The organism is Joostella atrarenae (assembly GCF_021764745.1).
GTDB lineage: Bacteria > Bacteroidota > Bacteroidia > Flavobacteriales > Flavobacteriaceae > Galbibacter > Galbibacter atrarenae.
In genome coordinates this window covers 139,378-151,788 of record NZ_JAETXX010000001.1, presented here as the reverse complement: position 1 = coordinate 151,788, position 12,411 = coordinate 139,378, and the positions used below count along the sequence as shown (strand labels likewise).

The following is a 12,411-nucleotide window of genomic DNA, read 5'->3' as shown; positions in this document are numbered from 1 at the left end:
TTTATTCTAGTATAACTATTGTTTCTTTATTTTCTGGAGGATTCTTGATTCTTACTTTTATGGAGGTATAGTTCCATTGGTCTTCAATTTTATCAGCAGAAACATCCATAAGTCCTTTTCCGTTTTCTCCATTAATTTTAATGGTATAAGATACAGAATTGTTGTTATTGGTATATTGGATTTCTCCTTCTACTAGAGAGAGTTTATTTATAGGATCTAATGTTCCTAAAACAGTTTTTACACGCTCGTTTGCTTGTGCTTTTTCTAAGGCATTTTCGTATAAAGCGGTTTCATTGTAACCTTGTACATAATTTGTAAGATGTTTGTTAGAACCCGATTGATAATATAAAATAAACAAAGCAGTGATAATAACTAATGCAGGGAAAAACCATTTCTTGTTTTTCTCCCACCAGCTTTTTTGTGGTAGCAATTCGTTATTCATCACCTAAGTTTTTAATTTGAAATTTTAATAATGCTTCCGTTTGCAGTTACATTATATTCTTGTAATGGATATGTACTTGTTTCTCCTGTAGGTTCAGAAATTAAACTTCCTCCAGCCAGCTCATATTCATATTCTTCACAGCTACATTTACAAGTTACACCGCTCAAAGTCATTGTAGAACAATTGTTTGGCGGATGGTTTGGACAACTAGCTTCCCAAGCTCTATAACTTCCAAAAAGATTGATAACAAAAATCCCTCTAATGCCTACATTAGAATCGTTAACATAAACTGCGGTTCCTGGAGTTGCTAGACCAGCATACAAAGGTAAATTTAGGTTTATGGAATAGCTAAACCCTGGTTCTATAAGATTAGGATTATCAAAAGAAGAATCATCGCCACTACATGCGCTAAATATAAATAGTGTGAATAAGCTGTATAATATGTGTTTCATTTTTAAATAAATATATTTCGGCAATTTACAATAAATTCAAAACCTAAAGACTTTTTCTAAGGGGTGATATTGCTTAAATAATTAAGAAGGATAAATATTCTAGTATAATATATTTTCTATGATTATTTCAGTATAAACGTTGATTAAAATTTTGTATATTTGTGAGAATTCTCTTTTGATAAAGGGGATTTTTTGTATTTATAAACGATGAAGTTATGAGTAACGTATCATATTACACAGAAGAAGGAATAAAGAAATTAAGAGCTGAATTAGATAGGCTAAAGAGCATAGAACGCCCAAAAGCATCACAAGCAATAGCAGAAGCAAGAGATAAAGGAGATTTATCTGAGAATGCAGAATATGACGCAGCAAAAGAGGCACAAGGATTATTAGAAATGCGTATTTCTAAATTAGAAGAAACTCTGTCTGGAGCTCGTGTTATAGATGAATCACAATTAGATACCTCTAAAGTATTGGCGCTTTCTAATGTTAAGATAAAGAACCATGCAAATGGTATGGAAATGACATATAAATTGGTAGCAGAAAGCGAAGCCGATTTAAAAACAGGAAAGATATCTGTAAATTCTCCTATAGGAAAAGGACTTCTAGGAAAGTCTGTTGGAGACATCGCACAGGTAAAAGTTCCTAATGGAATTTTGGAATTTGAAATATTAGAAATTTCTAGAGACTAAAACTAAATTTCAGTTTTTGGTTTTTTGTATATTTAGTTTTCATTACAAAAACCAAAACCAATGCATAGAAGGAAATTTCTTAATCATACAATAGCAACAAGTGTTGGGGCTTCAGTATTAACTACTGGAGCCTTTGCTTTTTCAAAACCATCCAATTTAGAAAAACACAACTTCAAATTAAAATATGCTCCCCATTTAGGAATGTTTAAAGATCTAGCGGGAGATGATGTTATCGATCAGCTAAACTTCATGGCAGATCAAGGTTTTACAGCTTTTGAAGATAATAATATGCGCCAGCGACCAATTGCAGAACAAGAAGCTATGGCAAAAGTGATGCAAGAAAGAGGCATTACAATGGGTGTTTTTGTGGCACATACTATTTATTGGACTAAGCCAAATCTAACAAGTGGTGATGAAAAACTTCGGCAGGAATTTTTAGAAGAAATAAAAGATTCTGTAGCTGTTGCCAAAAGAGTAAAAGCTAAGTGGATTACTGTTGTTCCTGGCCATGTAGATTTAAAATTAGAACATGGTTACCAAACAGCTAATGTTGTAGAATCATTAAAACAAGCATCAAAAATTTTAGAACCTCACGGAATTGTAATGGTTTTGGAACCTTTAAACTTTAGAGACCATCCAGGACTATTTTTAAAGAAATCTGCGCAAGCTTACGAAATTTGTAAAGCTGTTAATTCCCCATCATGTAAAATATTATTTGATGTATATCATCAGCAAATAACAGAGGGAAATTTAATTCCAAATATTGAAGCCTCTTGGAATGAAATTGCATACTTCCAAATGGGAGACAACCCAGGGAGAAATGAACCGACTACGGGGGAAATTAACTATAAAAATATCTTTAAATATATTCATAATAAAGGCTTTGATGGTGTTCTAGGAATGGAACATGGAAATTCAAAAGACGGAAAAATAGGAGAGCAAGCAGTTATTGATGCCTATAAAGAGATGGATAACTTTTAGTAAGGAATATGAAAAAAATAATTGAAGCATTAGGTTTTTCAGAAACAGATAAACTCCTAATAATCCATGCTGATGATGCGGGTTTGTGTTTTGCTGAAAATCAAGCTACAAAATTAGCGTTGGAAGAGGGAATTGTAAATTCTACTAGTATTATGATGCCTTGCCCTTGGGCATATGAAATGGTAATGTATGCGAAAGAGAATCCACAATTTGATTATGGAATCCATTTGACGCTTACCTGCGAATGGAAAAATTATAAGTTCGGACCTGTTTTATCACCTAAAGAAGTTCCTAGTCTTGTAGATGAGAATGGATATTTTTATCCTAAAAGGGCAATGGTAAAACAAAATGCAGTTCCTTCAGAAGTAAAAAAAGAATTAAAGGCTCAAATAGAATTAGCGATTTCTTTGGGAGTGAAGCCTACACATTTAGATTCTCACATGTTTTGTTTGGGGTTAACAGAAGCGATTATAAATGTATATCGAGAATTAGGAAAGGAGTATAATATCCCTGTGTTTCTCAGTAAACAATTGTTGGGAGATTTTAATATGAATACAGAAAAGTATGTTTTGGAATCTGACTTTACCATTGAGAATGTCTTTACAGGAACATGGAGTTGGTTTGAGGGAGAAGGATTGAAAGCATATTATGACCACGCAATTAATAGTTTACAGCCTGGATTTAATATAATATTAATTCACCCTGCTTTTAATGATTCTGAAATGCAAGGAGTGGCTTTTGAGCACCCCAATTTTGGTGCTGAATGGCGGCAAGAGGATTTTGATTATTTTACAAAAGAGAAAACAAGAGCATTATTAGAGAAAAAAAACGTTAAATTAGTTAACTGGAAGGATATTAATAATGCGTTACAAGATCTATGAGTGATAAAATAGGATTAAAGGAGGCAATTTCAATCGGAATAGGAGGAATGGTCGGTGGAGGAATCTTTGCTGTACTTGGCCTTGCAGTATCATTAGCAAAAGGAGGTACTCCTGTTGCTTTTTTAATTGCTGGAATCATTGTTTTATTTACTTCCTATAGTTATGTAAAATTATCACTTGCTTATCCAGATCGTGGAGGTACTGTTAGGTTTATTAACGAAGGTTTTGGAAAGAATATCTTTAGTGGAGGGATTAATAATTTACTCTGGGTGAGTTATATTATTATGCTTGCTTTATACGCTTCCGCCTTTGGTTCTTACGCTCCAAACTTGTGGGAAATTACTGGAGATAATGCAATAGACTCTCATATTTATTCTAGTGTCATTGTAATATTTGCAACTGCGATTAACTATTATAGCATCAAAGTAGTCGGTAAAATAGAAGATTATGCTGTAATTATAAAATTGGTTATTCTGATAGGCTTCGTTATTATTGGCCTCTACGGACTAAAAGATAGTTCTAGTTTAGATCAATTGGCATTTTCTAACTGGGAGCCACCAATCCAATTACTTACTGGAGGAATGGTGATTTTTGTAGCCTATGAAGGTTTTGAGTTAATTGCTAATTCTGTTTCAGATTTAAAAGACCCAGAGAAGAATGTGCCTAAAGCATATTTCTATGCCGTACTTTTTGTGATCTTTCTATATGTAATTATAGCGGTAGTAACCGTTGGCTCGTTGCCTTTTTCGGAGATTGCAGATGCAGAAGATTATGTATTGGCAGAAGCAGCAAAACCTATGCTTGGTCAGGTTGGATTTACAATTATTACTGTAGCAGCATTAATTTCTACTTTTTCTGCTATTAATGCCACTTTGTATGGCGGGAGTAGAGTGAGCTATGAGATTGCTAAGGATGATGAGTTGCCACATGAATTAACAAGTATGTTTTGGAATCAACCGATAGGATTATTAATTACAGCAATACTAACTTTAGTAATTGTTAATTTACTTAAACTAGAGAGTATTTCTACGGCTGGAAGTGTTGGATTCTTACTCATTTTTGCAACTGTAAATTATGTAGGTTTTAAAAAATCATCAGAAGTAAAAGCTAAGAAATGGATTACCCTTATTGGATTTCTATTGTGCGTAATTGCCTCTTTAGCGCTTATAATTCAGCAATACGGAACAAACCCATTAGGAATAAGTATCTCCCTAGGAATTGTTCTTGTATGTTTTATAATGGAATTTGTGTATAAGCGTTATTTCGACACCTCATCGTAACGGGAATCCTTTGGCAGCCCACCATGGATGGATTTCGATTTCTAGTCTTCCAGCTTTTACCATAGGGTCAGAATTAGCTAAGCTATCGGCCATTTTTAACGTAGGAACATTGTAAATAGTAATTCCTCTAATCTCACCATCATCACCAAACGGACCAGAGATATCTGCATATCCTTTTTCATACATTTTTCCAAGGTGGGATAAATGGAGTTTCTGTAAGCTATCTGCTGTAGCTTTACTTTGAGAACGATTTTTTCCACGTTTTAAAAAAGCAATGAAATATTGTTGCATTAAAATAGTGTCTCCAGTTTTTTCATCCACATAATCAAAGATTTCAAAGCCCTTTTCTGTAAGCTGCTCTTTTAGCTGTAACGTTGTTAATGAAGGTGTCTTTTCTTCGGAAGTAAGCACTTTTTTAGGCGCTGGTTCTTTACAAGAAATCGTGGTGATAATTATTAAAGTAAACAAAAATAGTTTCATGAGTAAATAGAGGTTTTGTTATAAGCTACCAATTTTTAAAAGGATTAGTACTCAGTTGCGAGTTGTAGTATTTTACATCTCCAGTTACCTCCTTACCAAGCCACGTTTGCTTATCAAAATTTTCATTCTCATTAGATAGTTCTATTTCTGCAATTGTGAGTCCTTCATTATCTCCAAAAAACTCATCGACCTCATAAATATGTTTCCCTGAAGGTATTTCATATCGGTATTTATCAATAACACCTTTTTCGCATATCTTTAATAGCGTCTCTGCCTCTTCTATTGAGATTTCTTTTTCCCATTCGAACCTACTAGTTCCACTTTCGTTAGAAATTCCTTTTATAGTTAGAAACCCTTGATTTCCTTTTATCCTAACTCGAACTGTACGTTCAGGATCTTTATTTAAAAACCCTTGAACAATTCTAGTTTTATTTTTGGCGTCTTTCTTATAATCACCAGATGTAACTAAGAATTTACGTTCTATTTCTATCATAAGTTTTTAGCAATTTGTTGAATTTCATCATTTTTAATAACTGCAGTTCCTCTATTACTATTAGCTAGATAAATCATGCTTTTAGTTATTTTATCTGGTGTTATAGATTGGTATTTTTTTAGTGGACCTACCATAATATAATTAAGCCCCTTCATCAGTTGCTTAAAAAACCACTCTGCAGGTCTACTTTCATCTCTTTTACCAGCGATTAAGGAAGGCTGCAAGATAAATGTTTTTGGAATATGGAGGCTCATAACTTCATCTTCCATTTTTCCTTTAATGCGATTATAAAAAATAGCACTTTCTGAGTCAGCTCCCATAGAAGAGATCACTGCGTATGTCTTGATATTATTCTTTTTACACAACATTGCTGCGGCAACTGGAATTCCATAATCTATGGCTTTATATTTAGCCTTATCAGGGGTTTTAGATTTTGTGGTTCCTATGCAACAGAAAACCTCATCAGCAGTAAAATCATTATGATGAAGCATAAGATCAAACATATCTACTATATATTCTTTAATTTTCGGGTTTTCTTTGTTTATAGAACTTCTAGAAAAGAGTTTAATCGTTTTATAGCGGTCATCGTTAAGAAGTTGCTTTAATAATGTAGAGCCAGTAAGTCCAGTTGCTCCTAAAATAATTGCTGTTTTTCCCTCTTCCATAATTCCTTTATTATAATTTATAGGGTTTTATAGCTTTTGCGAAAACCCAGTAAAGTAGATTTATAAAGTTAGTTAATATTTGTTGTTATTGTAAATTGAAGAGTTGATTTTAGGTTAAATTTGCATATGGAAGAAAAGCTCCCTTTACGAAAGATAATTCATGTAGATATGGATGCATTTTACGCATCTGTAGAGCAAATGGATGATCCTAGTTTAAAGGGAAAGCCACTCGCCGTTGGAGGAAGTGAAAAGCGAGGCGTTGTTTCTGCAGCAAGTTACGAAGCACGTAAGTATGGAGTTAGAAGTGCAATGAGTGGATATATGGCAAAGAAAAATTGCCCTGACATTATATTTGTTCGCCCTCGATTTGATCGTTATAAAGAGATATCCTCTAAAATACGGAAGATCTTTTTAGACTATACGGACCTTGTAGAGCCACTTTCTTTAGATGAAGCTTATTTAGATGTAACCGAAAATAAAAAAGGCAATCCCTCGGCAAGCAATATCGCTATTGAAATCCGTGAACGTATTTTAAATGAAGTCGGATTAACAGCTTCCGCGGGGATATCAATAAATAAATTCGTCGCTAAAATAGCAAGTGATTATAATAAACCCAATGGCCAGAAAACGGTAGAACCTCACGAGGTGATTCCTTTTTTAGAGGCATTAGAGATTAGAAAATTCTATGGTGTAGGGAAAGTGACTACACAAAAAATGTATCAATTAGGAATTTTTACTGGGAAGGATTTAAAAGAAAAATCTGTCGAGTTTTTAACAGAGCATTTCGGAAAAAGTGGTGCTTTTTATTACCACGTAGTTCGAGGAATTCATTTAAGTGAAGTGAAACCAAATAGGATTCCAAAATCTGTAGGAGCAGAGCGTACTTTTAGCGAAAATTTAAGTAGCGAAGTATTTATGCTGGAGCGCTTAGAGAATATAGCTAACGAATTAGAACGCCGACTCAAAAAAAGTAAAATAGCAGGGAAAACAGTAACTCTAAAAATAAAGTACAGTGATTTTAAGTTGCAAACAAGAAGTAAAACGCTGAATTATTTTATTGCTGATAAAAATTTGATTTTAGAAGCAGCAAAAGAGTTGCTTTATCAAGAGAAGTTAGAGAATTCGGTTCGTCTACTAGGAATATCTTTAGCTAACTTAAATACTGAAAAAAAGAAAAAAGAGCCACAAGAACAAAAAACAGTGACCGTACAACTGAAATTTGATTTTTAGGGAACTCCTGTAAAAAGTGATTTTTGTAGAAAATAATTCGAATATTGTTTTTGACTAACAATTATATAACATTGATATTCAGCATTGAATAGAAATAGATGTTATTTTTGTTATAGTTAACCTATAAAAAATAATATATGAAAAGATTTCTACTCTCTTTATTTATTGCATTATCTTCATTTTATACTTTTTCTCAAAGTGTATTTATAAATGAACTTCATTATGATAATGCAGGGTCTGATGTGGGGGAAAGCATCGAGATTGCTGCCCCGCAAGGAACAGATCTTTCACTCTATAACATTGTGCTCTATAACGGCTCTAATGGGACAGTTTATAATACAGTTACAATTAATGCTGTTATTGCAGATTTGAGTAATGGTTATGGGGTAGCCCATATTACATTGCCATCAAACGGTATCCAAAATGGAAGCCCTGATGGTATTGCTCTTGTGGATGTAAGTAATACTGTTATTCAATTTTTAAGCTATGAAGGAACTTTTGTAGCATCTGAAGGCCCTGCTAGCGGAATGCTTAGTGAAGATATCGGTGTTGCACAGAGCAATAGTAGTACTTCAGAAGGCGCCTCATTAGCTTTGATAGGAACAGGTACAGATTATTCAGAATTCTCTTGGGAAGCTCAAGATACTTCAACATTTGGAGGTATTAATACAAATCAGAATTTTGGAGTATTAGAAATTACTCCTGTTATTAATGAGTTTGTTTTTAATCACACAGGTAGCGATACGAATGAGTATGTTGAGGTTTTTGGTAAGGCAGAAACCGATTTATCATTGTATTGGATTCTTGAAATTGAAGGAGATATTTCTTCTGCGGGAACTATAGATGGAGCTTTTCAATTAGGAACTACTAATATCGAGGGATATTATACCACTCCTTTTTTTTCTAATGAATTTGAAAATGGATCATTGACTTTACTTCTAGTGGAGAATTTTACTGGAAGTGTTGGCGATCAAATAGATTCGGATGCAGATGGAACGATTGATAACTTTCCGTGGGAAACTCTTATTGATGCCGTAGCGGTTAAAGATAATGATAATGAAGATATTACTTATGCAGAAACAGTTTTAACCCCTGCTTTTGATGGAAGCACATTTACTGTAGGTGGTGCATCAAGAATACCTAATAGTATTGATTCTAATGCAATTTCAGATTGGGTGCGTAATGGTTTTAATGGCGAAGGATTGCCAGATTACCCTGATGCTACTTCTGAAGATGGAGAAGCAATAAATACTCCAAATTCAGCAAATAAAATTTTTGAAGATAATGACGGGGGAACAGATGCAATTGTACTCATCAATGAAATTGATGCAGATACAGAAGGTACAGATACAGCTGAATTTATTGAGTTGTATGATGGCGGAGTAGGGAATTCTTCTTTGGATGGACTTACACTTGTTCTTTATAATGGCTCGAATGATTTGAGTTATAATGCGTACGACCTAGATGGATACACTACAAATGCAAACGGATATTTTGTATTAGGAAATGAGGGAGTGTCAAATGTTTCTCTTGTATTTGGAACCAACGGACTTCAAAATGGAGCTGATGCTGTGGCACTATACCAGGCAGATGCTACAGATTTTCCTAATGGGACGGAAGTTGAAACAACAAACCTTATTGATGCTATTGTATATGACACTAACGATAGTGATGATGCTGAATTACTTGTATTATTGAATGACAATCAGCCTCAAGTAAACGAGGACTTTAATAGTAATAAAGATTTTCATTCTTTACAGCGTTATGCAAATGGTAGCGGCGGACTTAGAAATACAGAAACTTATGTTGCAGCCATTCCTACACCTGGAACAAGTAATACCAATGCTTTAGAGCAGATTAACTTGTTGATTAACGAAATAGACGTGGATACTCCTGGAAGTGATGTAGCTGAATTTATTGAACTATACGATGGAGGTATTGGTAATATTGCTCTAGATGGGTTTGTGTTGGTTCTTTATAATGGAAATGGAGATGCTGTTTATAATGCGTTTGATTTAAGCGGATATGTTACTAATGCTGATGGATATTTTGTTTTAGGAAATGAGGGAGTAGCAAATGTTTCTCTTGTATTTGGGGCCAACGGACTTCAAAATGGGGCTGATGCTGTTGCGCTATATCAAGGATCAATAAACGATTTTCAAAATGGAGCTGTTTTAACTACAAGCGGATTGATCGATGCTGTGGTTTACGATACTAATGATGATGACGATGTTGAGCTTTTAACATTACTCAATGCTGGAGAACCTCAGCTAAATGAAGACCTAGAAGGAGATAAAGACAACCATTCGTTACAACGTATTCCTAATGGAAGTGGTGGTTTTTTAAATACAAGTAGCTACGTAGCAAAAAAACCTACTCCTGGAGTTCAAAATGAAGGGATAGTGGTTGTGCCAACAGAAACTATTCCTATTGTAGAAGCAAGAGCGCTTCCAGATGGAACTACAGTAACTATAACTGGAGTTCTAACAGTAGCCGATAATTTTGCCGGACCTGCATATCTTCAAGATAATACAGGGGGAATAGCAATTTTTGATGAACAAATTTTTGGAGGAAATTTTGCAATCGGAGATTCTATAACTGTAACCGCTAGTCGTTCGTCATTTAATAATCAGATTCAATTAGGGAATGTTTCTTCAGTAGAAAGTAACGGTGTGCCTAATGAGCCTATATTGCCAAAGGATATTACTCTAGTTGAATTAGGAGATTATCGTGGGCAACTTGTAAGAATAACTGATGCAACGTTTCCAACACCTGGAGATCTACTTTTTGGAGACTCCAATACAATAATTACAGATGCATCAGGAACGGGGGAACTTAGAATAGATGGGAATGTAGCAGGTTTATCTGGACTAGCGCAACCAGAAACCTGCAGTGAAATTATTGGAGTGGTAGGAACTTTTAATGAGTTTGCTCAGTTGTTGCCAAGAATGAAAGTGGATTTAGCTTGTGCAGAACCATTCGATCCGAATAACGGAATTGATATTCCTAAAGAGAATACACTTGATATTGTTACATGGAATATAGAGTGGTTTGGAGATGAAGGGAATTCGCCAGCTGCTGGAAATCAAAATTCTGATGCAATTCAAAAAGATAGTGTTGTCACTATTTTAAAGAAATTAAATGCAGACATTTATACTGTAGTAGAGATTTCTGATGATGAACTTTTTGCACAGGCTGTAGGTGAGTTGGATGGATATGACTTTATTTTATCTGATGCTACCTCGTATCCAAATGATTCAGGAACAAAGCAAAAAATTGGATTTATATATAAAACTGCAACAGTAACTCCAAAGAAAACACAAGCGCTCTTAAAGTCAATACATCCTTATTATAACGGAGGAGATACTTCATATTTATTAGATTATCCTTCTGAAGCAGATCGTTTTTATGCTAGTGGTCGACTTCCTTTTTTAATGACAGCTGATGTGAATATCAATGGAGCTTCCGAAGAAATAAATATTGTAGCATTGCATGCGCGTGCTAATAGTAGTAATGGGCCTCAGCTTAGATATGATATGCGTAAATACGATATGGAAGTGCTTAAAGATAGTCTGGATGTTATGTTCCCAGAATCGAATCTTATTTTAGCAGGAGATTATAATGATGATTTGGATGAAACGGTTGCTGATGGTATAAACACTACAGTTTCTTCGTTTGAAGCATTTATCAACGATCCTGATGAGTACTTTTTGGCAACGCTTTCTTTGAGTGAAACAGGAAAACGATCTTATGCATTTAGAGAGAATATGATAGACCATATTTCGCTTTCTAATGAGCTTGAAGATAATTTCATTGAGAATTCTGCGACGGTACATTACGAGTTCTATGATAATGATTATACTAGTACAGTTTCAGATCACTTTGCTGTTTCGATCCGATTGTCATTAGATAATATCGAACCGCTAGTTATAGAAAATGTTATAGTGAATAATATTAGCTGTGCTGAAGCTGATAATGGGATGGCTTCTGTTGAAGTTAGCGGAGGAGTAGCTCCTTATGAATATTTATGGAGTAATGGTGAAATAACGCAAAGTGTTTCAGATTTAATCCCAGGAGATTATGATGTTATAGTGTATGATGTTAATGGAAAATCTGTTACAGAATATTTTACAATTACTGAGCCCGAAGGAATAGAGATACTCATGCCAGAAGTAGATAAAATAGTTACTGGATATGGAGAAACCAATTGTATTACTCTTGCTGCTGAAATGATTTCCGGTGGAGAAGGGGAATATTCATTTCACTGGAATACGGAGGAAATTACAGAAACAATTTCAGTTTGTCCAGAGGAAACAACTACGTACACATTAACGGTAACAGACGCTAATGGATGCTCTAAATCTGAGAGCATTACTGTAATAGTTGAAGATGTAAGTTGTGGAAATAACCCATGGATTGAAAAAGTAGCTGTTTGCTACAGAGGACGTTCTTTATGTGTATCTAAGTATGCTGTTCCTCATTTATTGAATTTGGGAGCTGTTTTAGGAAGCTGCTCAGATGAGGTTAATGAAACTTCAATCGCTAGTGTTTATTTAATTCCGAATCCTGTTCGGCATGCTGCGGCTTTAGTGGTAAACAGTAATAGTAAAACAAAGCTAGAGTTGCAAGTATATGATTTAAATGGGCAATTAAAGCAGCATGAAAAAAATGTAAAAATTAAAGTTGGGTATAATTTAAAGCCTATTAATTTTTCTAGACTTTCAAGAGGGATTTATATATTGAAAGTTATAGAAAACGGACATGAAGTTAAAGATATCCGAATGGTAAAGAGGTAATAAATTTATCATTTATACA

At 34.4% G+C, this 12,411-nt stretch carries 11 protein-coding genes; 6 read left to right on the top strand and 5 right to left on the bottom strand.

Annotation, left to right across the window (positions count from 1 at the left end; all coding sequences use genetic code 11):
- Position 1: 1 nt before the first annotated feature.
- Together JM658_RS00655 and JM658_RS00650 are read right to left on the bottom strand one after the other, a co-directional pair.
- Entirely contained in the window at positions 2–442 is a 441-nt protein-coding gene (locus tag JM658_RS00655; protein WP_236957300.1) for a cytochrome c oxidase assembly factor Coa1 family protein, read from the bottom strand.
- Positions 443–453: 11 nt separating this feature from the next.
- On the bottom strand, positions 454–894 hold the full coding sequence (locus JM658_RS00650; RefSeq protein ID WP_236957299.1) for a hypothetical protein: 441 nt from the start codon (positions 892–894) through the stop codon (positions 454–456).
- 215 nt (positions 895–1,109) lie between these two features.
- Between JM658_RS00650 and greA the strand changes: the two genes are divergently transcribed.
- Genes greA through JM658_RS00630 form a run of 4 tightly spaced genes read left to right on the top strand, consistent with a single transcriptional unit; the run spans position 1,110 to position 4,728 of the window.
- The gene (gene greA / locus JM658_RS00645) at positions 1,110–1,586 is read left to right on the top strand and encodes a transcription elongation factor GreA (protein WP_236957298.1); all 477 of its coding nucleotides are present in this window, start codon (positions 1,110–1,112) and stop codon (positions 1,584–1,586) included.
- Positions 1,587–1,646: 60 nt separating this feature from the next.
- Positions 1,647–2,567 carry a hydroxypyruvate isomerase family protein gene (locus JM658_RS00640; RefSeq protein WP_236957297.1) on the top strand — a complete coding sequence of 307 codons (921 nt, stop codon included), beginning with the start codon at positions 1,647–1,649 and terminating at the stop codon, positions 2,565–2,567.
- An 8-nt stretch (positions 2,568–2,575) separates the two neighbouring features.
- Positions 2,576–3,448, top strand: coding sequence for a polysaccharide deacetylase family protein (locus JM658_RS00635; protein ID WP_236957296.1), 873 nt, complete (start codon positions 2,576–2,578; stop codon positions 3,446–3,448).
- Positions 3,445–4,728 carry an APC family permease gene (locus tag JM658_RS00630; protein WP_236957295.1) on the top strand — a complete coding sequence of 428 codons (1,284 nt, stop codon included), beginning with the start codon at positions 3,445–3,447 and terminating at the stop codon, positions 4,726–4,728. Before JM658_RS00635 ends, JM658_RS00630 begins: the two co-directional genes overlap by 4 nt.
- Here JM658_RS00630 and JM658_RS00625 read toward each other — a convergent pair.
- The 3 genes from JM658_RS00625 to JM658_RS00615 are packed head-to-tail and all read right to left on the bottom strand — an operon-like array spanning position 4,720 to position 6,366.
- Entirely contained in the window at positions 4,720–5,208 is a 489-nt protein-coding gene (locus tag JM658_RS00625; protein ID WP_236957294.1) for a YciI family protein, read from the bottom strand. The genes JM658_RS00630 and JM658_RS00625 overlap by 9 nt on opposite strands.
- Before the next feature lie 25 nt (positions 5,209–5,233).
- The gene (locus tag JM658_RS00620) at positions 5,234–5,701 is read right to left on the bottom strand and encodes a CYTH domain-containing protein (RefSeq protein WP_236957293.1); all 468 of its coding nucleotides are present in this window, start codon (positions 5,699–5,701) and stop codon (positions 5,234–5,236) included.
- Positions 5,698–6,366, bottom strand: a complete 669-nt coding sequence (locus tag JM658_RS00615) for an NAD-dependent epimerase/dehydratase family protein (protein WP_236957292.1) — start codon at positions 6,364–6,366, stop codon at positions 5,698–5,700. The genes JM658_RS00620 and JM658_RS00615 overlap by 4 nt, the downstream gene beginning before the upstream one ends.
- A 126-nt stretch (positions 6,367–6,492) precedes the next feature.
- Here JM658_RS00615 and dinB point away from each other — a divergent pair, with 126 nt between their 5' ends.
- On the top strand, positions 6,493–7,596 hold the full coding sequence (dinB, locus tag JM658_RS00610; protein WP_236957291.1) for a DNA polymerase IV: 1,104 nt from the start codon (positions 6,493–6,495) through the stop codon (positions 7,594–7,596).
- A 137-nt stretch (positions 7,597–7,733) separates the two neighbouring features.
- Positions 7,734–12,392: a T9SS type A sorting domain-containing protein gene (locus tag JM658_RS00605; protein WP_236957290.1), complete on the top strand. Its 4,659-nt coding sequence runs from the start codon at positions 7,734–7,736 to the stop codon at positions 12,390–12,392.
- Positions 12,393–12,411: the final 19 nt, after the last annotated feature.